Source organism: Clostridium sp. AT4, from assembly GCF_001517625.2.
Classification (GTDB): domain Bacteria; phylum Bacillota; class Clostridia; order Lachnospirales; family Lachnospiraceae; genus Enterocloster.
Genome location: NZ_LN999828.1, coordinates 1,772,442 through 1,796,156, shown reverse-complemented (window position 1 = coordinate 1,796,156; position 23,715 = coordinate 1,772,442). Strand labels below are relative to the sequence as shown.

Genomic DNA, 23,715 nt, shown 5'->3' with positions numbered 1-23,715 from the left:
ATTATGGGTGAAGAAGTAAAGAAAAGCAGACCTGCACCAGATCCGAATTCAGCAAAATTCAAACTGGGACAAATCGCAGCTAAGGCTTACAGCGATGCCATGGAGGCGAAGGCCCGCGGAGAGATGGTAGGCTGGTGCGCCAGCAATTTCCCGGTTGAGATCCCGGAAACACTGGGACTTTATGTATGCTATCCAGAGAACCAGGCAGCAGCGATCGCAGCCAGAGGCGGCGGCGAAAGAATGTGTAATATCAGTGAGGGCGAGGGCTATTCCAATGATATCTGCGCATATGCCAGAGTATCTCTTGCTTATATGAAGGCAAAAGAGGCACCGGAGCAGGATATGCCCCTTCCGGATTTTGTTCTCTGCTGCAACAATATCTGCAACTGTATGATCAAATGGTACGAAAATATTTCAAAAGAGCTGAATATCCCCATGATTATGATCGATATCCCATTCAATCCGGATTATGAGGTATCAGATGCTGAGGTAGAGTATATCAAAGCTCAGTTCTGGGATGCGATCCATCAGCTGGAAGAGTATACAGGCAAAAAGTGGAGTGATGAGCGCTTCAAAGAGGTAATGGAAATCTCCGGACGTTCCAGCCGTGCATGGATCGAGGCTACGGAGCAGGCAAAATATGTTCCATCTCCATTTAATGGTTTTGACCTGTTAAACCACATGGCAGTTATGGTTACCGCCCGCGGAAAGAAGGAAGCGGCAGATGCCATGGAAACGCTGTTAAAGGAATATAAGGAAAATCACGAAAAGGGCGTTTCCACCTTCCGTGCAGAAGAAAAATACAGAATCATGTTCGAGGGAATTGCCTGCTGGCCATGGCTGCGTGCTACCTCTACCGGCTTAAAGAGCAGAGGCATCAACATGGTAACTACCATTTATGCAGATGCTTTCGGATTTATCTATGAAGACTTTGACGGTATGTGCCGTGCTTATGCGAATGTACCCAATGCAATGAATCTGGAGCATGCAAGAGATAAGAGAATCCGTCTCTGCAAGAATAATCATGTAGAGGGACTTTTAGTACATACAAACCGTTCCTGCAAGCTGTGGTCCGGATTTATGCCGGAAATGAGCCGGCAGATCGGAGAAGCCTGCGATATTCCGGTAGCTTCCTTTGACGGCGATCAGGCAGATCCGAGAAACTTCTCTGAAGCTCAGTATGACACCCGTGTTCAGGGCCTGATGGAAATCATGGAAGCCAACAAAGGAGGTAATTAAAATGGCAGTAAACGAATTATTTGCGCAGCTTCATGAAGTTGCAGCAGCTCCTAAAAAACAGCTGGATAAATACCTGGCAGAAGGAAAAAAAGTGGTAGCAGTAGCACCCGTTTACACTCCTCAGGAGATTATCCATTCTATGGGTCTGGTTCCCATGGGCGTCTGGGGCGCTGACATGGAGATCAATGAAGCAAAGAAATACTATCCTGCATTTATCTGCTCTGTCATGCAGACCATCTTAGAGCTGGGAATCAAGGGCGAATATGACGGTGTTTCTGCCATCGTGATCCCGTCTCTGTGCGATTCCTTAAAGACACTTGGACAAAACTGGAAATACGCAGTAAAGGGAATTCCATTTGTTCCCATGACATATCCCCAGAACAGAAAGCCTGCATACGGAGTGAAGTTTACAAGAGACGGATATTTAAGAGTGATCCGCGATCTGGAAGCTGCAACAGGCGCTCATTTCTCCGAGTTTGCTCTTGCAGAGTCCAATAAGATCTACAATGAGCACAATGCAGTGATGAGAGAGTTTGCTGAGATTGCAGCAGATGCCGAGATTACAGCAGCACAGAGAAGCGATGTGTTTAAGAGTGCATGGTTTATGCTTCCTGAGGAGCACACAGCCATTGTAAAGCAGATCAATGAGGAATTAAAGAAGGGACCAAAGGCAGAAGGAAAGGTAAGAGTTCTGGTAAGCGGCATTCTGGCAGATTCCCCAAGCCTGCTGCAGATTTTTGACGAGAACGGCATCAAGGTTGTATTTGATGATGTGGCTCATGAGTCCAGACAGTACCGTACCGATGTTCCGGATATGGCTAATCCGGTTGATGCGCTGGCTCACAAGTTTGCAGATATGGATAACTGTACACTGCTGTATGACAAAGATAAAAAACGTGTGGATTACATCATTGAGCAGGCAAAGAAGCATGACGCCAAGGGCGTGATTGTTCTTATGACCAAGTTCTGTGACCCGGAAGAGTTTGATTATGTTCCGATTAAGAGGGCCTGCGATGCAGCAGGTTTGATGAATCTGAACATTGAAGTAGACCGCCAGATGGTGAACTACGAACAGGCCAACACGATGATTCAGGCATTTAAGGAAATGTTCTGATAAATAAAAAATGAAAAGGGGAAACAATTATGATTAGTAAAGACAAAATGTCGGTTACGATCGGTGTTGCATTCGTGTGGTTTACCACGCAGTTTGGAGGAGGGTTTGCTTCCGGAAACCAGTTAAGACAGTACTTTGTACAGTTTGGCGTATGGGCATTTGCAACCTGTGTTCTGGCACAGTTTATCGGAGCTTTTTACCAGTGGTACGGACTGCGATATGCAAAGAAACATGATTTATATGACTACAGAAGCTTTAACAACCATTTTTATGGAAAATATGCGTCTATTTTTTCAAACCTGTATGAGCTTGTATATCTTGTAACGATCTGTGTTGCTCCGGCGGCTGCTTTCGCTACAGGAGTCAGTACGATGGAAAGTGCGTTTGGAATCAATCACTGGATTGGAACAATATTTGTAGGCATCTTTATTTTCATTGTAGCAGTTTATGGTACCAATGTAGTGCGCAAGGTGGCAGCTACTCTGTCTGTATTGATTGTAGGCGGTCTTCTGATCGTTTATATTCCGAATATCATTGTTCAGTGGGGCGATATTTCTGCAAATATTGCTGCCAGCGCAGCGAATCCGGCACCTGTAGGAAAAGCATTCTGGACGAGTATTGTATATGCAGCATTCCAGCTTGGTTCGATCGGTCTTCTGTTCCAGCATGCAAAACCATTTGCCAGCCCGGATGATGCAAAAACATCCATGGTTTACGGCTTTTTTGTAAATACTGCAATCTGTCTGATGGCAGTTCTTGGTATGATGGCGATTACCAATGATCCTAACTTTGCAACAGAGAGCATTCCGCTGCTGATCCTGGTAAACAGAGGTGTTGCGCCTTCCTTATTAAGACCGATTATTTCTATCCTGATCGTACTCGGTTCCGTTTCTACCGCAGTAAACATGATCGCAGGTATGTCCAACCGCGTATGTTCTTCCATGGATAAGAATTTTGATCCAACTGCAAAACCTGGAAAGAATGTAATTATTGTTACATTTATCTGCACACTGGTTGCTTTCCTGATTGCTCAGCTTGGACTGAATAAGATCGTATCTGTAGGTTACGCATATCTGGGATACTTAAGCATTCCTGTAATTATGATCCCATATGTAGTACATATGATCGCTACGAAGTTTGATACAAAATAAAGACTTTTACAGCAGAAAGGGGCACAGTTCCCCCTTTCTGCATCTGTGGTATAATGGAACATTGTTGAAACAAATAAACTGGTATACAAGTATACAAAAAAACTGCTGGCGGGAGATGAAATCATGAGTCTTGTATCAAAAACAATTGGAACCCTGTTAAGAGAGAGGGCTGCAGAGACTCCGACGCTTCCAGGCATCGGATACCGTGACAACCGGTATACCTGGAGGGAAGTGGATGAGATTTCAGATTTTCTGGCAGTCCGTTATCTGAACCTGGGAATCCGAAAAGGAAACCATGGGGCCATATGGAGTGTAAACAGTCCAAACTGGTTATTCTGTTTTTTTGCACTCAGCAAGATTGGCGCCGTACCGGTATTGATCAATACCTGTTATAAGGAAAGGGAACTGGAAGAGATTCTGAGGGATAATGATGTGGATTATCTGTTTTACGGTATGGGCTGTAAAAATACAGTATATGAAGAGCTGTTAAACAGAATCCCGGATCAGGCGCTTCCCTGTCTGAAAAAGAGGATTCCTCTGGAGACAGACCCGTCTGATAAATGGTACCGGAGAGATTTATTTCCTGAGACGGTTTCAGACGAAGAGAGAGTACTTCTCTCAGAGGCAGAGGCACTGGTAAAGCCGGAGGATACGGCCTGTATTATGTTTACCTCAGGTACCACCAGCCGGCCAAAGGGCGTTATGCTGTCCCATTTCAGCCTGGTAAACAATTCTGGTGAGATTGCCCGCCGGATGCGCTGGAGCAGTGAGGACTGTCTGTGCATTTCTGTTCCGCTGTTTCACTGCTTTGGAATTACAGCCGGGATTCTGGCCTGTCTGCACAGTGGGGCTCAGGCTCATCTGCTGAAGTATTATAAGACGATTGAGGTACTGGAGCAGGTAGAAAAACACAAATGTACCGTTTTAAATGGTGTTCCTACTATGTTTCTGGCGCTGCTTCATAACCAATGCCGTTCTCAGTACGATATTTCCAGTCTGAAGAGTGGAATTATTGCCGGGTCACCGATTCTGCCTGCTGAGTATGAGGAGATCTGCAGGGAACTGAATATGGAGCATCTCCAGGTGTCCTATGGACAGACGGAAGCGTCCCCCTGTATTGCTATTTCCGATTATGAGGATCCGGTAAAGAAAAAGGCAGTAACAGCCGGACGGCTTATTTCAGATGTAGAGCTTAGCTTCCAAAAGGGAGAGATCCTGGTTCGGGGCTATAATGTGATGCAGGGATATTATAAACGTCTGGAGGAGACCAGGAAGGCAGTTGATCCGGATGGATGGCTGCATACAGGTGATATCGGATATATGGATGAAAAGGGATACCTCCATGTAACCGGGAGACTGAAGGAGATGATCATACGGGCAGGAGAAAATATTTCTCCTGCCGAAATAGAGAACTGCATCAGCGAACTGCCGGAGGTGAACGAAGTAAAAGTGGTAGGAATTCCCGCAAAAGTGCTGCAGGAAGAGATTGCCGCGTGTATTATCCCAAAGGAAGGCACTGTGATCGAGGCAGAAGCGGTAAGAGCCTATGTAAAGAGCCGGCTCTCCGATTATAAAGTGCCAAAATATGTGCTCACATTTGAGAGTTTTCCAATCAACGCCAGCGGAAAGGTTGTTTTAAAGGACCTTCGGGTTCAGGCTGGCGAGATGATAAATATAAAATAAGGAGGAGCAAACATGTATTTTACAGAACAGCATGAGTTAGTAAGGAAATTGGCCAGGGAGTTTGCCGAAACAGAACTGACCAAGGAGATCCTTGATGAAGTGGAAGAAAAAGAGGTGTTCCCGGAGGAAATCCTGGATAAAATGGCAAAGGCCGGATTTTTCGGAATTAAGGTTCCAAAGGAGTATGGAGGACAGGGTGCAGATGCCCGTTCCTACGTCATTGTAATGGAAGAGTTTGCAAGAGTCAGCGGTGTGGCAAGTATTTATGTGTCTTCTCCTAACTCTCTGTCCGGCGGTCCGTTCCTTCTTTCAGGAACAGAGGAGCAGAAGAGAAAATATCTGACACCGGTTGTAAAGGGTGAAAAGAAGGTCTGCTTTGCTCTGACAGAGCCGGGAGCAGGTTCTGATGCAGGCGGTATGACAACGACAGCCGTAAAGGATGGAGATTATTATATTTTAAATGGCCGCAAGACTTTTATTACCATGGCACCTCTGGCTGACTGGGCTGTTATTTATGCAAAAACAGATATGACAAAGGGAACCAAGGGCATTTCCGCATTTGTTGTAGATATGAAGCTTCCGGGTGTTTCCTGCGGTAAGCCGGAGAATAAAATGGGCGTGATCGGCTGTGCTACCAGTGATATTATTCTGGACAATGTAAGAGTACATAAAAGCGATCTGTTAGGCGAAGAAGGAAAAGGCTTTATCAATGCCATGAAGACTCTGGATACAGGACGTCTGGGTGTGGCAGCTCAGTCCATCGGTGTGGCTCAGGGCGCTCTGGATGAGGCGATCAAGTACGCAAAAGAGAGAAAACAGTTTGGCAGAAGAATCGCAGATTTCCAGGCGATCAGCTTTATGATTGCTGATATGGCTACAAAACTGGAAGCAGCTAAAAATCTGGTATACAAGACTGCATACTTAATGGATACTCATCAGGATGCATCTATGGCAGCATCCATGGCGAAATATTATGCAGCTGAGGTCTGCAACGAGATTGCAGGAAAGGCAGTACAGATTCATGGCGGATACGGCTTTATCAAGGATTACAAGGTAGAGAGAATGTACCGTGACTGCCGCGTATTTACAATCTATGAAGGTACCAGCCAGGTACAGCAGATGGTAATCGCAGGAAAATTGCTGAAGAAATAGGAGGAGCTGAGAGAATGAAAATTTTAGTATGTGTAAAACAGGTGCCAGATACCAACGAAGTAAAGATCGATCCGGTTAAGGGAACTCTGATTCGTGACGGTGTGCCCAGCATTTTAAATCCCGACGACGCAAACGCTCTGGAGGCAGCTCTTCAGATCAAGGACCAGAATCCTGATGTTACTGTAGCTGTTCTGACCATGGGACCGCCTCAGGCTACCTACATGTTAAGGGAGTGTCTGGCAATGGGAGCCGACGAGGCATATCTGTTAAGCGACCGTGCATTCGGCGGCGCTGATACCTGTGCAACTTCCACAACCATCGCTGCCGGTATCCGCAAAGTGGGCAATGTAGATGTGATTTTTGCAGGCCGTCAGGCAATTGACGGAGATACAGCTCAGGTTGGTCCTCAGGTAGCACAGAGACTGGGACTGCCGGTTGTAACCTATGTTCAGGATATTAAGTTAGAGGATGGAAAAGCAGTTGTACAGAGACAGTTAGAGGATGGATATGAGATTATCGAGGTACAGATGCCCTGTCTTTTAACAGCAGTGAAGGAACTGAATCAGCCCAGATATATGAGTATCGGAGGCATTGTTGATGCTTATAAAAAGGAGATTACAGTCTGGGATCACAATGCAGTAGAGCTGGATCCAAAGGACTGCGGACTGAATGCATCCCCCACCCAGGTGTTCCGTTCCTTTACACCGCCTCAGAAGGGAAAAGGCGAGATGTTAAGCGGAACCGTTCAGGAAATGAGTGCTGCATTAGTTGGAAAACTGAGAGAGAAACACTATATCTAAAGGGAAAGGATGTATAAAAAATGGCAGTAAATGTAATCAGAGAAAAATGTAAAGGCTGTTCCATCTGCGTAAAGAATTGTCCGTTTGAAGCAATTACCATGGAAAATAAGGTGGCTGTGATCGGGCCTTCCTGTACCGGCTGCGGCGTCTGCGTAGAAAAGTGTCCTTTCAAGGCTATTGAGAAAACAGAAGAAGCGCGTGAAGTAAAGGATTTAAGTGCATATAAGGATGTATGGGTATTTGCAGAGCAGAGAGACGGCGTGATCATGCCGGTTGTTTTTGAATTGTTGGGCGAAGGAAAGAAGCTGGCTGCCGAGGTCGGCTGCAAGCTGTGTGCCGTTCTCTGCGGAAAAGATGTAGAGAGGCTGGCAGATCAGCTGTTTGAGTATGGCGCTGACAAGGTATATGTGGCAGATCACGAGGAGCTTGCAACCTACCGTACAGATGCATATACAAAGGTAATTAATGACGCCATCGAAGCATACAAGCCTGAGATCGTTTTACTGGGCGCTACTCACATTGGCCGTGATCTGGGACCATGTCTGGCAGTAAAGGCAAATACAGGTCTGACGGCTGACTGTACAAGGCTGGAAATCGATCCGGAGGATAAGAAGATCAAGCAGACACGTCCTGCATTTGGCGGAAACTTAATGGCAACCATCGTATGCCCCAACCATCGTCCTCAGATGTCTACCGTAAGACCGGGCGTTATGGAGAAGGCAGCATTTGAAGAAGGACGCAAGGGCGAGCTGATCCGCCTGAATGTAGAGTTTAAAGAGGGCGATATCCGCACCAAGGTTCTGGAAATCGTTAAAACCATGAAGGACAGCGTTTCTCTTACCGATGCAGATATTATCGTATCCGGCGGTATGGGACTTGGAAAGGCAGAGGGTTTTGATCTGTTAAAGCAGCTGGCTGATAAGCTGGGCGGTATCGTAGCTGCCTCAAGAGCAGCTGTAGATGCAGGCTGGATCGATCATGCATACCAGGTAGGCCAGACAGGAACTACTGTAAAGCCAAAGATTTACATTGCCTGCGGTATTTCAGGAGCGATCCAGCATGCAGCAGGTATGCAGAATTCCGAGCAGATCATTGCCATCAATACAAATGAGAATGCACCGATTTTTGAAATCGCTGATTATGGTATTGTAGGCGACCTGTATAAGGTAATCCCGGCTATTATTGAGGAGCTGGACAAATAAAGCAAATAATGTAAAGGAGGATATAACTATGAGCAAGAAGTTATTGGAGGGCGTAAAAGTTATTGAGCTGGCAACATTTATTGCTGCTGCTGGAGCAGGTCGTTTTATGGCAGACCTTGGCGCAGATGTTATTAAAATTGAGTCTGCAAAGGGCGATCCTTTAAGACATACCGCTCCTTCTGAGGGCAGACCTCTGGATATGTATGAGAATACAACCTGGGATCTGGAGAACGGAAACAAGAGATGTATCTCCCTGAATATGAAGACTCCGGAAGGAAAAGAAGCATTCTTTAAGCTTTTGGAGGATGCAGATGTGTTGATCACCAACTGGAGAGTACAGGCGCTCCAGAGAGCCGGACTGGATTATGAAACCCTGAAGGTGAAATTCCCCAAGCTGGTTTATGCGATCGTTACCGGTTACGGCGAGTACGGCCCAGATAAGGATCTGCCGGGCTTTGACTTCACCGCATTCTTTGCAAGAGGCGGATACCTGGATTCCCTGCGCCAGAGAGGTACGGTTCCCTTTAACGTAGTTCCCGGTGTAGGCGATCACAACGTAGCCATGAACCTGGCTGCCGGAATTCTGGCTGCCCTGTACCATGCAAAGATGACAGGAGAGGGCGAGAAGGTTGAAACCAGCTTGTTTGAGACCGCTGTATACAACATGGGTATGATGATCCAGGCTGCAAACTATGACGGAATTGCAAAAGAGTACCCAATCAACATTCGTGAGGGAGCAAACCCATTTAACTCCGCATGGAGAACCGCAGATGACAGATATATCCAGACCTGTATGCCTGACTACAATATGTACTATAAGCAGTTCATGAAGGCTCTGGGCAGAGAAGACCTGATCGATGATGAGAGATACTTCCCGATCCAGAACCTGCAGGCAAAGGGACTTGGAACGGAAATGTATGATATCTGTATGGAAGCTATGGGCAAGAAGACAGCTGCTGAGTGGCAGCCGATCTTAAAGGAAGCAGATGTGGCATTCAGCCTTGCACAGTCCTGGACCGAGATCCTGGAGGATGAGCAGGCATGGGCAAACAACTGTCTGTATAAGATGGAGTATGCCAACGGAAACACAAGAACACTGGTAAGACCTCCTGTTAAATTTGAGGAAATGGGTGTTCCGGAATATAAGGGCGGTCCTTTAATCGGTGAGCAGGGACCAGAAATCTTAAAGGATCTGGGCTATACGGACGAGCAGATTAAAGATTATCTGGATAAGGGAATTCTCTTTGTCTGGAACGATGAAAGAAAAAATAAGTAAAGTGAAGCAGGTTGCAGAAGATATCTATGAAGTGAAGCTGCCTCTGAAAGGCTCGTCCTTAAAGGAACTTAGCAGCTATATCATAAAAGGGCAGGACAGAAGCTGCATCATAGATGTAGGGTTTGAGACAGAGGAGTGTACTCAGATTCTTTTGGATGCAGCAGAGGAACTGGGACTGTGCTGCGGGAACACAGATATTCTTCTTACCCATTCACACCGGGATCACTGCGGCAATCTGCCGAATCTGTACAGACGGTTCGGCAGAATCGTCTGCAGTGTCTGGGACGGTATGGAAATTACCTGGCAGGATCCAAAATCCAGGGATGAGTATATGAGAAACAGCTTTTTAAAATGCGGGATTTCTCTGGGGCTTTTAAAGAAAATGCCCCCTCAGATCGATGTTTCTGTACCGATTCCTTCCCAAAAGGTCTGTACAGTGGCGGAACAGGATGTGCTTTCCTATGGAAAATACCGGTTCCGGGTGATTGACCTGAAAGGCCATATGCCGGGAATGATCGGTTTTTATGACGAGGGAAGCGGAATCTTTTTTCCGGGCGATCATGTGTTGAATAAAATAACCCCTAATATCGGTTATTATGAGGAAGGGGATCATTCCCTGGCCAATTATATTAAAAATCTGGAAAAGATCCGGGATCTTCCCGTAAGCCATGTATTTCCCGCTCATCGGGGTGAAGTCCTTTCTTTACAGACAAGAGTGGATGAGATTTTGGAACATCACAGGGAGCGTCTGGATGAAATCACAGGCGTACTGGCAACAAAGCCCATGTGTGCCTTTGAAGTAGCCGGAAAGGTGAAATGGTACTACAAGGAGGGATGTTTTAAAGATTATCCGCTGGTAATGCAGTGGATGGCAACCTCAGAAATTCTTGCCCATCTGCAGTATCTGTGGGAACGGGGAGAGGTGATCCGTTCCGGAGGGCCGGAAGAAACGTATATTTACAGATATGGAAATTAAAGCTTAAAACAGGCTGGCATGCAGCAGAAAGAGAAATGTTCTTTATTTGCTGTATGCCAGCTGTTTTTATTTTTTAAAGCACTTTATTATTGACATATGCCACAAACAGAGCTATACTGCAAATATAAATGGCATATGTCATAAATAAACCGAAAGAGGTGAAGAGAATGCCAAGGCCTAAAAAGTGCCGGAAGGTATGTCAGATGCCGCGGATCAGGGAATTTTATCCTGCGGGCAGAGCGTGCGGCAATCCGGCAGTGGTTCTGACTGTGGATGAGTATGAAGCGATCCGTCTGATCGACAGACAGGGCTTTTCACAGGAGGAGTGCAGCGCTTATATGAGGGTGGCCAGAACGACGGTTCAGCTGATCTACAATTCTGCCAGAAAAAAGCTGGCAGAGGCTTTGGTGGACGGTCTGCCTCTGCGCATTGAAGGCGGGGATTACCAGCTTTGCGACGGAGAGGAAGCGTACTGCGGCTGCGGAGGCTGCAAAAAGCACCGTCCGGACTGCGCACAAAAGGGAATAAAGGAGGAGAACAGAATGAAAATCGCGGTTCCATTGGACGAAAATAAACAGGATGTATGTATTGTCCTGGCCCGTGCGCCTTATTTTCTGTTCCGTGAAAACGGTACGGACACAATCGTGGAAAATCCTTCGGCTGCGGCCCAGGGAGGTGCAGGGATCCAGGCAGCGCAGTTTTTGGCAGACAGCGGGGCAGACGCCCTGATTACCGTGCGCTGCGGAGAGAATGCGGCGGAAGTGTTTAAGGCTGCTGATATAAAAATCTATCAATCCGTACATAAGGCCGCTGCGGATGATCTGGCTGCTTTGGAGTCGGGAACCCTTGAGGAGCTGACCCATTTCCACGGCGGCTACCATGGAATACAATGAAAATCGCCTGTTTAAGCGGCAAAGGCGGTGCAGGAAAAACACTGGCGGCAGTGAATCTGGCAGCAGCGGCAAAAAGAGCGGTGTACATTGACTGCGATGTAGAGGAGCCGAACGGACGCCTGTTTCTGAAGCCACAGGATATAAAAGAAACAATCGTAAGTTCTCTTTTGCCGGAGTTTGATCCTGACCGCTGTACAGGCTGTAAAAAATGTGTGGAATTCTGCCGCTTCCACGCCCTGATGTACATCAGGAAAAAGCCAATGGTATTTTCAGAGGTCTGCCACAGCTGCGGCGGCTGCAGTCTGGTCTGTCCGGAACATGCCGTTACAGAAAAGGAAAAGCCTATAGGAAAGCTGGAGATTGGGAGGGCCGGGGAGATCAAGACCGTGACCGGAATCTTAAATCCGGGCGAGGCTTCCGGGATTCCCATCATCAGAGAGGCGCTAAAACAGACTGAGGGGCTGACGATTCTTGACGGTCCTCCGGGAAGCGCCTGCAGTGTAATGGAAAGTGTGATGGATGCAGATTACTGCGTTCTGGTGGCAGAGCCTACGGCTTTTGGCTTTCACAATTTCCAGATGGTCTATGAGCTTGTGACCCTTTTGGGAAGAAAATGCGGCGTGCTTATAAATAAGGAAGATACTCCCTATGAACCTTTGGAGCGCTTCTGTCTGGAGCGTGACCTTCCGATTCTGGGACGGATTCCTTATGATCCGAAGATCGGGGCTATGGCGGCAAAGGGAGAGCTTGTTTGCGAAAAGATTCCAGAGCTTCAGGCGCTGTTTTTGGACCTGTTAAAGCAGATAGGAGGTGCCGTATGAAGCGTCTTTTGATCCTCAGCGGAAAGGGCGGTACCGGAAAGACCACCACGGCGGCTGCATTTATCCGCTTTTCTCAGGCAAAGGCCATTGCAGACTGCGACGTAGATGCGCCCAATCTCCATCTGGTGATGACGCCGGAGGTTTCGCCTGTGGTCACTGATTTTTTAGGAGGCGAAAAGGCGGTTATTGATCCGGACAGGTGCATTGGCTGCGGGCTCTGTGAGTCTCACTGCCGGTTTGACGCTCTGAAACGGCAGGGGGAAGTGTACAAGGTAAATGAATATGCCTGCGAGGGCTGCGGGGTATGTGCATATGTATGCCCTCAGAAGGCAGTAAGGCTGACGGAGGACGTGGCCGGCAGAAAAGAGCTGTATCTGGATGAGAGTGTCTTTTCTACAGCCATCCTGAAAATGGGCCGGGGAAATTCCGGAAAGCTGGTAACGGATGTGAAAATGGCTATGCTGAAACACGCCCCTGAGACAGAGCTGGCTGTGATTGACGGCTCTCCCGGAATCGGCTGTCCCGTAATTGCATCTGTAAACGGGATGGATTTGGTACTGATCGTGGCAGAGCCCAGCCAGTCGGGAATCAGCGATTTAAAACGGCTGGTAAAAACTGCCAGAACCTTTCAGGCAAGTTTGGCGGTCTGTGTGAATAAATGGGATGTAAGCCCGGAGCACACGGAAAAGATAAAGATATTCTGCGGGGAAGAGAATATTCCATTTGCAGGAATGATCCCTTATGATAAAAACGCAGCTTTGGCAGTGAATGCAGGAAAAAGTATTGCAGATATAGACTGTCCTGCCAGAGAGGCGTTGAAAAATATATATGAAACTGTAAACCGATTGTTAAAGAAAGAAGAAAAGGAGTAAGAAGATTATGAAAATTGCAGTAGCAGCTATGGGCAGCGAGGTTGCCGGACATTTTGGACATTGTGAGAATTTTATCTTTTTTGATACAGAGGACGGCAAGATCACAGCCGAAAATTCCGTCCCCAATCCGGGCCATCGTCCCGGCTTTCTGCCAAATTTCCTGGCTGATAACGGCGCTCAGGTGATCATCTCCGGCGGAATGGGCGGAGGCGCTGTGGATATTTTTAATGAGAGAGGCGTTGAGATCATCGTAGGCGTTCAGGGTGATGCAAGAACCGCAGTAGAGACCTACCTGAAGGGAGAACTGATTTCCACAGGCTCTGTCTGCCACAACCATGAGCATGTTCATGAGTGCGGCGAGCACCACTAACTTCATGATTTTATCCTCCGCCTATTGACATTTACGGACAAATATTGCAAACTATAATATGTAGTTTTTAAAACCAGATTATAGGGCGGAGGAATTGAATGTGGTACAGATTATAACGGATTCTTCTGTGATGTATACAGAAGATGAGGCGAAGGCAGCAGGGTTTGAAGCGATTCCCCTGTGCATACATATTGGAGAGCTGGAAGGCCGGGATCTGCAGATTGATATGGAGGATTTTTACCGGCGGATTGAGGAAGGGCAGGTGCCAAGATCCTCACAGCCTCCTATCGGGGAGGTGCTGGATGCATATGCCAGATATCCTCAGGATGAGATTATCCATATTTCCATTGCAGACGGCCTGTCGGGTACCCATCACGGTGCATGCAGTGCCAGAGAGATGGCAGATAACAAAGAGAGAATTACGGTGTTTAACAGCAGGACTCTGTGCGGTCCCCACCGGTATCTAGTGGAACGGGCCCAGAGGATGAAGGAAGAGGGAAAAAGTGCTTCTGAAATCCTTACGTGGTTAAAAGAGGCTGCGGAAAAGACGGAATCCTTTCTGATCCCGCAGGATTTTTCTTTTTTGAAACGGGGCGGAAGGCTGACTCCTGTGGCTGCTGCCCTTGGTTCTGTGCTTAAATTAAAACCTGTGATGAAGCTTACAAAAGACGGAACCCGGATTGACAAATTTTTTGTCAAGCGCACCATGTCTGCCGCGGTAAACGGAGTGATGGAATATATGAAGCAGAAGGGGATTGGCGAAGGTCATATCCTGTATATTGTTCACGCCGCTGCAATAAAAGAAGCAGAAAGCATCCGTACCATGTTTGAAACAGCATTTACAGGACTGGAGATTCATATTTTGGAACTGAGCCCTGTATTTGTGGCCCAGAGCGGGCCAAAATGTATTGCCATTCAGTATATTGAACGATAACGGAATGATAAAAACTCCCGGCAGACCATGGATGTTTGGTATGCCGGGAGTTTTTTGATTTACAGATCCAGTTTTAAATCGCCTTCTTTGATCCAGCCCATTTTCCGAAGGGCTTCTCCGAAGATAAAGGTAAGAATGGCAGGAAGTACAAAGCAGACAAGAAGGATTCCAAGCCACATATTGGCGCCGCTGCCCATGGCAGTGTAGATGCCGATGGGGCCCACAAGCCCGCAGGTTCCCATACCGGAGCCGGCAGGGATATTTTCCAGCTTAAATACCATGGTGGCAATGGGGCCGGTGATCATGGAAGCCAGTGTGGGCGGGATCCAGATGCGTGGGTTCAATACAATGTTCCCCATCTGCAGCATACTGGTCCCCAGCCCCTGAGCCATAAGGCCGCCGATTTTATTTTCACGGTAGCTCATAACCGCAAAGCCGATCATCTGGGCACAGCAGCCTGCGGTAGCGGCGCCGCCGGCCAGACCGTCCAAAGAAAGGGCGATACAGATAGCGGCGCTGCTGATGGGAAGCGTAAGGGCAATACCGATCAGAGCGGAGACAAGGATGCCCATGATAAAAGGCTGCATTTCTGTGGCTGTCTTTACAAGATTGCCGAACCAGTTCATAAAGCCCGCAACGCCGGGACCCACAAACTGAGCGACCAGTACGCCAAAGATAATGGTGACGCCCGGAGTAACCAGAATATCCAGCCGAGTTTCCTTAGATACGATTTTACCCAGCTCTGCGGCTATAATGGTGGCAACCAGGGCGCCTACAGGGCCTCCGAGGGCATTTCCGGCGATACCTACAGTTGCGGCGGAAAAAAGCACCAGCTGGGGCGCCTTTAACGCGTGAGCAATGGCAATACCCAAGGCTGCTCCGGTGGCGCTTTTGGCATATTCTGCGATTACATTAAAAATTTCGATGTGGAACTGTTCGCCCAGAGTACCGAAAATGGTGCCGATGAGAAGGGAAGCAAAAAGACCGAAAGCCATTGCTCCAAGGGCATCAATGAGGTATGTCTGGACAGTGATGTTTACATTTTTCCGTTTGAGGAAAGCTTTAATACTGGCTGCTGACATGATAGATCCTCCCTTTTTTCTGCCACAACCCAGACACAGAGCCCTTCGGCCGGGCCTGGGTTTGGCAGGATTCGCTAGGGATTTTATCATATATTTATAAAAATGCAAGGTTTTTGAAGGATTTTCAAAGATATCGTTAAGAAAATAACAATAAAATACCTCCCTGGATCACCAACGGAACAAATCTGTGAACCAGGGAGGTATTTGCGTAATTCAGAAATTCAATTATTCTGCTTTTGAGGATTCGATTTCGATTGCTTCTGTAAGTGTTTCGGCAGGAACCTCTGCGGCTTCTTCCTCTGCCTGAGGAAGCACATCTACACGATTTACTTCCATATAGGTTCCGGGCATAGAGCGAGTCATCATCTCTGTATGGCTTACTACGCACAGATCGCCTTCTTTTACTTCCGTGTCTCCTAAGCTGTCCTTATTGATCATAAACTGAGAACCATCCATACGCTCAAAAAGGATACTTTCTTCCTCAACCGTCATTACTGTGCCCACAGAATCACGGTAGGTATCATCTGTGGTGCGGATGGAATATACCTGAGGAAGCTGGCCTGGGAAAGACATAGCCATAACCATGGAATGGCTTACCACATAGGTTTCACCGTCCTTTAATTCCTCAGGCAAAACGGTGAAATCACTGATGTGGCAGATAAAATCTCCCATCGTATCATTGTGGAATACCAGAGTTCCTTCAGTGGCAAATTCGCTGTCCTTTACATAAACAGCCTCTGTGCGGATCACATCCTCTGCCTGTGCTTCTGTTTCGCCTTCGGTTGTCTCAGGTGCTGTGGTTTCAGGTTCTGTTTCGGCAGAAGAGCTTTCAGTTTCTGTCTGGGCAGCAGAGGTGGTATTAGTCTGGGTGCTGCCGCATCCGTTTAATAACATTGCTGCTGTAATGGCTGCCATTGCTGCTGTGGTAATAAATCTCTTTCTCATAATTAAAATCTCCTTTTGAGTTTGCTTTTCTTTTTTCATATATGATTATAACGGATAGATATTACAAAATCGATGACTTTCTTTTGACTATTTTATAATAATTTCTGACATTTTCGTTAAGATATGTGATAGAATAAGGAATGATTTTGCAAAGGAAGGAGCCAGAAGGTCTTATGACGAGAAAGAGAAATGAGATTCCAGAGGAAGCTGCCTGGAGGCTGGAGGACATGATAGAGAACCAGGAGACCTGGGAACGGCTGTATGAAGAAGTATCCAGGGAAGCAGACCGCTATCAGGAGTTTAAGGGAACACTGGGACAGTCGGCACAACGGCTTTTAGAGGGACTGAAATTTGACGATGATATTTCACAGAAGATAGAACGGCTGTATGTATACGCCAGGATGCGTTCCGATGAAGATACGGCCGGACAGCAGTATCAGGATATGGTTTCAAGGGCTCAGAGCCTTTCCGTTCGGGCTGCAGAACTGTCTTCCTATATGGTGCCGGAGATTCTGGCCATTCCGGATGAGCAGATGGATGCGTTTCGAAAATCGGGAAATGGACTTGTACTCTATGACAGGCTGTTAAGCCAGCTGATCAAGAGAAAGGATCATACGCTGTCAGATGAGATGGAAGCTCTTTTAGCTGCTGCTCAGGATGCCACACAGGGAGGCAGTCAGGTCTTTCGTATGTTCAACAATGCAGATGTACGTTTCCCGTCCATTAGAGGAACGGATGGGAGAGAGATTTCTGTAACCCATGGAACCTATATTTCCCTGATGGAGCATCCGGACCGCAGGATCCGCAGGGAAGCATTTCAAAGTCTGTATGGTGTATACAGGCAATATTCCAACACACTGGCAGCCGCCTTTGGGGCGAATGTAAAGCAGGCTGTATTTTATGCAAAAGCCAGAAAATACAGTTCCAGCCGGGAATATTTTCTCAGTGCAAATGAAGTGCCGGAGGCGGTATATGACCGTCTGATCTCATCTGTAAGGAAGGGACTTCCTGTGCTTCACCGCTATATTTCCCTGCGAAAAAAGCTTCTTAAATTAAACGAGCTTCATATGTATGACGTCTATGTTCCGCTGGTGTCCGAGGCAGATAAACATTATACCTTTGAAGAGGCAAAGAAAATGGTAAAAGAGGGGCTGGCTCCCATGGGAAAGGAGTATCTGTCCCTGCTTGAGGAGGGCTTTGGGAACCGCTGGATCGATGTATATGAAAATGAAGGAAAGAGAAGCGGGGCCTATTCCTGGGGGATTTATGGCTGTCATCCCTATGTGCTCTTAAATTTTCACGGCACCTTAAAGGATGTTTTTACCCTGGCTCATGAGATGGGACATGCCATTCACACCTGGTATTCCAATGAAAGCCAGCCCTACATTTATGCTGGATATAAGATTTTTGTGGCAGAGGTGGCATCCACCTGCAATGAGGCTCTTTTGATCCGCCATCTGCTTGAGAAGTGTACGGACAAGAAGGAACGGGCCTATCTTTTAAATCATTTTCTGGAAAGCTTTCGGACCACTCTGTTCCGCCAGACCATGTTTGCGGAGTTTGAACAGAGGGTTCATGAGATGGGAGCATCAGGAGAGAGCCTGAATTCGGAAGCCCTCTGCGGGATTTACGGGAAATTAAATGAGGACTATTTTGGGCCGGATATGGTTTCAGATCCGGAAATCAGCTATGAGTGGGAGCGTATCCCTCATTTCTACACTCCTTTTTACGTTTATCAGTATGCCACTGGTTTTTCAGCTGCCATTGCCATCAGCCGCCGGATCATGGAAGGAGAGCCGGGGATCTTAGAAGGTTATAAACGGTTTTTAAGCGGCGGCTGCAGTATGGAGCCGGTGGAGCTTTTAAAGCTTTGCGGTGTGGATATGTCCCAGAGCAGGCCCATTGAGCAGGCGCTGGAGTTTTTTGAAGAGCTTTTAGATGAGTTTGAGGTATGCATGAAATGACAAAAGAAGGGAAAAGGACAAAAGACCTGACTGCGGGAGCACCGGGGATCCGGCTGTTTTTCTTTGCTGTCCCTCTGATCCTTGGAAATCTGTTTCAGCAGTTTTACAATATGGCGGATTCCATGATCGTTGGAAATTATCTGGGGCAGGAGGCTCTGGCGGCAGTGGGAGCATCCTATGCTCTTACAAACGTATTTATTATGATTGCCATTGGCGGAGGAAACGGAGCATCGGTTCTGACCTCTCAATATCTGGGAGCCAGGGACTATACCCGGCTGAAAACATCTATTTCTACCGCCTTAATTACATTTTTACTTGTCAGTATCATACTTGGGGGAACGGGCTTTCTTTTAAATGATACCTTTCTGAGGGCGCTGCAGACTCCTGAAAATATTATGGAGCAGGCAAAATTGTACCTGGGGATTTATTTTCTGGGGCTCCCCTTTCTTTTTATGTACAATGTACTGGCAGCTATGTTTAATGCTATGGGGGATTCAAAGACGCCGCTGTATCTGCTGATCTTTTCTTCTCTTCTCAATGTGGGACTGGATATTTTTTCCATTACTGTGTTGGGAATGGGGGTAGACGGAGCGGCAGCGGCTACTGTGTTTTCGCAGGGAGTTTCCGCGCTGATCTCTCTGTGGCTTCTGGTGCGCAAATTAAAGGAATATCCGTCGGATGCATTCAGACGGTATGACACAGGAATGCTGGAAAACGGTACGAAAATTGCCCTTCCGTCTATCCTTCAGCAGTCCATTGTATCCATTGGTATGCTGTTAGTCCAGTCTGTTGTCAATGGATTCGGTTCCGGCGCTCTGGCCGGATATTCTGCAGGAGGGCGCATTGAGTCCATCTGCATCGTGCCTATGATCGCCGTTGGAAATGCGGTAGCTACCTTTACAGCACAGAATATCGGCGCGGGCCGGATGGACCGGGTGAAAATGGGATATCGTTCCGGCTATGGGATGATCGCTGCTTTTGCTGTGATCATCGCAGTCATAGTGAATCTGTGGAACGGGCCGATCATTGCAGCGTTTCTGGGAGGCGATATGACCTCAGAGGCCTATGTGACAGGAACGGGATATCTGTCCTTTATTGGCTGGTTTTTCGCACTGATCGGTTTAAAGGCCTGTACGGACGGCGTTCTGCGCGGTGCAGGAGATATGATCGTATTTACCATTGCCAATCTGGTTAATCTAGGGATCCGTGTATCTGCGGCCTTCCTTTTGGCACCTGTCTGGGGTGTGGCTGCAGTATGGTATGCCGTACCCATGGGCTGGGCGGCCAATTACCTGATTTCCTTTGTCTGGTATTTATCAGGAAAATGGATGGGGAGGAAGGTCATTTAACAGACCGGATCAATTTTAAAACAGGAGGGATGAACGATGTTAGGAACCATTGCCAATGCCGGCGCGATCCTCGCAGGAAGCGTGGCAGGAAGCACCTTAAAAAGGGGGATCGGGGAAAAATATAAAACTGTGATGATGGATTCCATGGGGCTGGCAGCCACGGCTCTGGGGATCAATTCCATTGTAGAAGCTATGCCAAAATCAGAGTATCATGTACTGTTTATTGTAAGTCTGGCCATAGGAGGGCTGATGGGAACAAGGCTGGATCTAGCATCCGCCTTTGACCGGGTGGTGGGAAAGCTTTTCGGCGGCTCCAATCTGTCCCAGGGACTTTCCACCGCGATCCTGCTGTTCTGTGCCGGTACTCTTTCGATTCTTGGCCCCATGCAGAGCGCCCTTCTGGGTGACAATACCTTTTTATATACCAATGCCATTTTGGACGGCATCACCTCTACGGTGCTCAGCTCTACCTTTGGTTTCGGCATCGCCATTGCGGCGGCTGTACTGTTTTGCTGGCAGGGGAGCATCTATCTGCTGGCAGGACTCATTGAGCCCTTTATCACAGATGCGCTGATGACGGAGATCAGCCTGATAGGCGGAATCCTGATCCTAAGCAGCGGTCTGGGGATTTTAGGGATCAAGCAGATCCGTACGCTGAATCTGCTCCCGGCTCTTTTGGTGCCGCCGGTGGTGATTGGTTTTTTGACGGTGACGGGATTTTGGATGCGATGATAGGAGGCTGATAAAATATGATCTGGAACTTTTATTTTTCCGGTATTCTTTATGCAAAATTTCGGGAAGAAAAGGAAACTCTGACGGCTCAAGTCCTGAATATGGAAACAGGGCGTCTTGGTGAAGAAAAGCCATTCGGGGAAAAAGAAAATGAGTTTTTGCAGAAGCTGTGCAGCCGCAGCATTGCTTATCTTTTTGAAAAGAAGGCGGCTTATGAGGAGAAAATAGCACAGAAGCAGGAAACCTTTATTCTGAATGGAGCGCGTTTTACAGACCGCCGGGGAGAAGCCTATATCCAGAGAGATAAAAAATTCCCTACGGACCTTTTCTATGAAAATGGAAAAATCTGGGCCGTTTTAATGAGCGGCCGTGATTATACAGCCGTTCTGGTAAGGGAAGGCATGGAAGAGAGGACCATTCTTAAAGCCTGGGAGGAGGTGTATCCCGACAGAAGGTGTTTTGGCGTCCGCTTTCTGGGAACAGATTTTGTAAAGACCAGAGATGGGGAAAGGCTGGCTTCGGATGTGTATCTGCCCTCAGAGGGACAGCGGTTTCCCACTGTTCTCATCCGCACTCCTTACGGAAAAAAACGGGGAGCAGAAGGGTATTTCCGCTTTGTTCAGAGAGGCTATGCGGTGGTAATTCAGGATGTAAGAGGGCGGGAGGACAGCACTGGAGAATGGATGCCTCAGTATTATGAGATCGAGGACGGTGACGATACCTTAAACTGGATCGCTGCACAGCCCTGGAGCGACGGGAAGGTGGGAATGACCGGAGGCTCCTATCTGGGATACGTCCAGTGGGCAGCGGCTGCCAGCGGAAATCCCCATCTGAAGGCCATGCTTTCTAGCGTGTGTGCAGGAAGTGCTTTTATAGACCTTCCCAGACGGGGCGGCTGCTTTGATTCCGGTATGCTGGCCTGGTGTTTTTCCGTGTCGGAGCAGAGGATGCGGCCGGATCTGATGGTGCAGGATAACTGGGATGAGATTCTGGATATCCGGCCCATTGAGGATATTCCGAAAAGGGCTCTGGGCCGGGAACTGCCTTTTTTGACTGAATGGCTGAAGCATAAAGACCAGGACGCTTTTTGGAAAAAGGGGAACTGGCAGCTGAATTATAAAGGCGGACCGGTTCCGGCTCTGATCATGTCCGGCTGGTTTGATGATAATGGAATGGGTACGACTGAGGCTCTGGAGCTGGTAAAGGACTGGCCGGAGGGCACCTGGAAGGCAGTGCTTGGCCCCTGGAAGCACAGCGGAAATGCAGATTATGACCTTCACGGTGTCCATATGGGCCCGGATGCCCTGCGCTATGATATGGATATCCTCTGCATGAAGTGGTTGGAGCATTTTTTAAAGGATGTGGAAAACGGCATTGAAAAGACCTCGGCTCTGGAATACTATACCGTAGGTGAGAACAGATGGAAGACGGGAGAAAGCTGGCCGCCTGCGGATACAGAGCAGATGTTTCTTTATCTGGGGGGAGAGACGGATGGTGCGGCTGGCGGAACTGGAATTGCCTGCGGCCGGGGAGACCTGTATTTTGAGGCTCCTGAAATCAGGGGGAAGGATTCCTATCTCTATGATCCCAAAGATCCTTCCATCCATGTTATCGATATGTCAGAAAATGAACTGGAGGTTCCGGAGGATTATACGGCGGTGGAACAGCGGGAAGATATGCTTTCCTATACCACAAAGCCATTTGAAGAAGCCTTTACCGTTACAGGAGAACTGGCAGTGAAGCTGTATGTTTCCTGCGACTGTCCGGATACGGATTTTATGGTGCGGATTACGGATGTGGATGAAACCGGCCGCTCCATCAAGCTGGCAGACGGCGTTCTGGGAGCAAAATACAGAAATGGCTTTGAAAAAGCCGAGTATCTGGAGCCGGGCCGGATTTATGATATCACCATTCGCACGACAAAGATATCAAATACCTTCCTTCCGGGGCACAGCCTCCGGCTGACCGTTACATCCAGCGGCAAAAATTTTATTTTCCCCAACAGCAATACAGAGGACGGCTTTGACAGCACCTGTGTGAGACGGGCCCATGTTACGGTGCATCGGGGAGGAGAAACTCCGTCTGCAGTGGTGATGATGAGAGAGAAAAAGTAAGCGCCTCTGCATACGGGTTTCGGGGAAAATGGGTACTGTTCAGACGGTAAAAACTGTGATAGAATTATAACATATCACAAGATAAGAGGAGGATATTATGATCCGTCAGTTAATTGAAAAAATACAGAAAACCAAGGCTCCGATCTGCGTAGGCTTAGACCCTATGCTCTCCTATGTTCCGGAGCATATTCAGGCAGCAGCCTTTGAGCAGTACGGCGAGACCTTAGAGGGAGCGGCAGAGGCGATCTGGCAGTTTAATAAGGAAATCGTAGATCATACCTTTGATCTGATCCCGTCTGTAAAGCCGCAGATTGCCATGTACGAGCAGTTCGGTATTGAGGGCTTAAAGGTTTATAAGAGAACCGTAGATTACTGTAAGGAAAAGGGACTGGTTGTAATCGGCGATGCAAAGAGAGGCGATATCGGCTCTACTTCTGCTGCTTATGCCGCCGGTCATATCGGCAGCGTACAGGTGGGTTCCAAGACCTACAGCGCCTTTGATACAGATTTTCTTACCGTAAATCCATATCTTGGAACAGACGGCGTGAAGCCATTTGTAGATGTATGCAATAGCCATGACAGAGGTCTTTTTGTTCTGGTTAAGACCTCCAATCCTTCCAGCGGCGAGTTCCAGGACCGCCTGATCGATGGCCGTCCGCTGTATGAGTGGGTGGCAGAGAAGGTGGTAGAGTGGGGCAATGCTTCCATGGACGGCGAATACAGCAATGTAGGCGCAGTGGTAGGCGCAACCTATCCGGAGATGAGCCGCATTTTAAGAAACCTGATGCCTCATACCTATTTCCTGGTACCGGGATACGGCGCTCAGGGCGGTACGGCTGAGGACTTAAAGCACTGCTTTAACAAGGACGGCTTAGGAGCTATCGTAAATTCCTCCAGGGGCATTATCGCAGCCTATAAGCAGGAGAAGTATAAGAAGTTCGGCGCTGAGAATTTTGCCGAGGCATCCAGACAGGCTGTGATTGATATGGCAGCTGATATCAACAGCGTACTGTAAGATAAATTCCGGCGTTTGAGCGAAAACAGGA

Annotated in this window: 21 protein-coding genes; 19 read left to right on the top strand and 2 right to left on the bottom strand. The window is 47.8% G+C overall.

All coding sequences use genetic code 11. The features are described from left to right. Positions 1-3 precede the first annotated feature (3 nt). The 14 genes from BN3656_RS14615 (at position 4) to BN3656_RS14550 (ending at position 14,483) form a co-directional block, all read left to right on the top strand. Positions 4-1,239, top strand: a complete 1,236-nt coding sequence (locus tag BN3656_RS14615) for a 2-hydroxyacyl-CoA dehydratase family protein (protein ID WP_066549622.1) — start codon at positions 4-6, stop codon at positions 1,237-1,239. A 1-nt stretch (position 1,240) separates the two neighbouring features. After that, positions 1,241-2,353 (top strand): 2-hydroxyacyl-CoA dehydratase family protein, encoded by a 1,113-nt coding sequence (locus tag BN3656_RS14610; protein ID WP_066549620.1) that lies wholly within the window; start codon positions 1,241-1,243, stop codon positions 2,351-2,353. 29 nt (positions 2,354-2,382) lie between these two features. Beyond that, positions 2,383-3,504 (top strand): hypothetical protein, encoded by a 1,122-nt coding sequence (locus BN3656_RS14605; protein ID WP_066549619.1) that lies wholly within the window; start codon positions 2,383-2,385, stop codon positions 3,502-3,504. 123 nt (positions 3,505-3,627) lie between these two features. Beyond that, positions 3,628-5,187 (top strand): AMP-binding protein, encoded by a 1,560-nt coding sequence (locus BN3656_RS14600; RefSeq protein WP_066549618.1) that lies wholly within the window; start codon positions 3,628-3,630, stop codon positions 5,185-5,187. A 12-nt stretch (positions 5,188-5,199) separates the two neighbouring features. Then, the gene (locus tag BN3656_RS14595; RefSeq protein ID WP_066549614.1) at positions 5,200-6,339 is read left to right on the top strand and encodes an acyl-CoA dehydrogenase family protein; all 1,140 of its coding nucleotides are present in this window, start codon (positions 5,200-5,202) and stop codon (positions 6,337-6,339) included. Between the two features lie 14 nt (positions 6,340-6,353). Beyond that, on the top strand, positions 6,354-7,139 hold the full coding sequence (gene etfB / locus BN3656_RS14590; protein ID WP_066549612.1) for an electron transfer flavoprotein subunit beta: 786 nt from the start codon (positions 6,354-6,356) through the stop codon (positions 7,137-7,139). Between the two features lie 20 nt (positions 7,140-7,159). After that, positions 7,160-8,341: an electron transfer flavoprotein subunit alpha/FixB family protein gene (locus BN3656_RS14585; RefSeq protein ID WP_066549611.1), complete on the top strand. Its 1,182-nt coding sequence runs from the start codon at positions 7,160-7,162 to the stop codon at positions 8,339-8,341. Positions 8,342-8,369: 28 nt separating this feature from the next. Then, entirely contained in the window at positions 8,370-9,617 is a 1,248-nt protein-coding gene (locus BN3656_RS14580) for a CaiB/BaiF CoA-transferase family protein (RefSeq protein ID WP_066549608.1), read from the top strand. 1 nt (position 9,618) lies between these two features. Further along, positions 9,619-10,593 carry an MBL fold metallo-hydrolase gene (locus BN3656_RS14575; protein WP_167544888.1) on the top strand — a complete coding sequence of 325 codons (975 nt, stop codon included), beginning with the start codon at positions 9,619-9,621 and terminating at the stop codon, positions 10,591-10,593. Positions 10,594-10,760: 167 nt separating this feature from the next. Further along, positions 10,761-11,486 carry a DUF134 domain-containing protein gene (locus tag BN3656_RS14570; protein ID WP_081422976.1) on the top strand — a complete coding sequence of 242 codons (726 nt, stop codon included), beginning with the start codon at positions 10,761-10,763 and terminating at the stop codon, positions 11,484-11,486. After that, the gene (locus BN3656_RS14565; RefSeq protein WP_066549600.1) at positions 11,483-12,307 is read left to right on the top strand and encodes a 4Fe-4S binding protein; all 825 of its coding nucleotides are present in this window, start codon (positions 11,483-11,485) and stop codon (positions 12,305-12,307) included. The genes BN3656_RS14570 and BN3656_RS14565 overlap by 4 nt, the downstream gene beginning before the upstream one ends. Next, positions 12,304-13,179 carry a 4Fe-4S binding protein gene (locus BN3656_RS14560; RefSeq protein ID WP_066549596.1) on the top strand — a complete coding sequence of 292 codons (876 nt, stop codon included), beginning with the start codon at positions 12,304-12,306 and terminating at the stop codon, positions 13,177-13,179. The genes BN3656_RS14565 and BN3656_RS14560 overlap by 4 nt, the downstream gene beginning before the upstream one ends. Positions 13,180-13,183: 4 nt before the next feature. Then, positions 13,184-13,549, top strand: a complete 366-nt coding sequence (locus tag BN3656_RS14555; protein ID WP_066549594.1) for a NifB/NifX family molybdenum-iron cluster-binding protein — start codon at positions 13,184-13,186, stop codon at positions 13,547-13,549. A 100-nt stretch (positions 13,550-13,649) separates the two neighbouring features. Continuing rightward, positions 13,650-14,483 carry a DegV family protein gene (locus tag BN3656_RS14550; RefSeq protein ID WP_066549592.1) on the top strand — a complete coding sequence of 278 codons (834 nt, stop codon included), beginning with the start codon at positions 13,650-13,652 and terminating at the stop codon, positions 14,481-14,483. 59 nt (positions 14,484-14,542) lie between these two features. Here BN3656_RS14550 and BN3656_RS14545 read toward each other — a convergent pair whose 3' ends face one another. Then, on the bottom strand, positions 14,543-15,565 hold the full coding sequence (locus tag BN3656_RS14545) for a PTS sugar transporter subunit IIC (protein WP_066549588.1): 1,023 nt from the start codon (positions 15,563-15,565) through the stop codon (positions 14,543-14,545). A 225-nt stretch (positions 15,566-15,790) separates the two neighbouring features. Further along, the gene (locus tag BN3656_RS14540; RefSeq protein WP_066549586.1) at positions 15,791-16,510 is read right to left on the bottom strand and encodes a hypothetical protein; all 720 of its coding nucleotides are present in this window, start codon (positions 16,508-16,510) and stop codon (positions 15,791-15,793) included. A gap of 173 nt (positions 16,511-16,683) precedes the next feature. Here BN3656_RS14540 and pepF point away from each other — a divergent pair, with 173 nt between their 5' ends. The 5 genes from pepF to pyrF all read left to right on the top strand — a co-directional run bounded on the left by pepF (position 16,684) and on the right by pyrF (position 23,684). Next, positions 16,684-18,474, top strand: a complete 1,791-nt coding sequence (gene pepF / locus BN3656_RS14535) for an oligoendopeptidase F (protein ID WP_066549585.1) — start codon at positions 16,684-16,686, stop codon at positions 18,472-18,474. Then, a complete protein-coding gene (locus BN3656_RS14530) occupies positions 18,462-19,823 on the top strand; it encodes an MATE family efflux transporter (protein WP_066549584.1) in 1,362 nt (453 codons plus the stop codon). The genes pepF and BN3656_RS14530 overlap by 13 nt, the downstream gene beginning before the upstream one ends. A gap of 36 nt (positions 19,824-19,859) precedes the next feature. Beyond that, a complete protein-coding gene (locus BN3656_RS14525) occupies positions 19,860-20,555 on the top strand; it encodes a DUF554 domain-containing protein (RefSeq protein WP_066549583.1) in 696 nt (231 codons plus the stop codon). Between the two features lie 17 nt (positions 20,556-20,572). Next, the gene (locus BN3656_RS14520; protein WP_066549580.1) at positions 20,573-22,669 is read left to right on the top strand and encodes a CocE/NonD family hydrolase; all 2,097 of its coding nucleotides are present in this window, start codon (positions 20,573-20,575) and stop codon (positions 22,667-22,669) included. A gap of 97 nt (positions 22,670-22,766) precedes the next feature. Continuing rightward, positions 22,767-23,684, top strand: coding sequence for an orotidine-5'-phosphate decarboxylase (gene pyrF / locus BN3656_RS14515; RefSeq protein WP_066549579.1), 918 nt, complete (start codon positions 22,767-22,769; stop codon positions 23,682-23,684). Positions 23,685-23,715 lie beyond the last annotated feature (31 nt).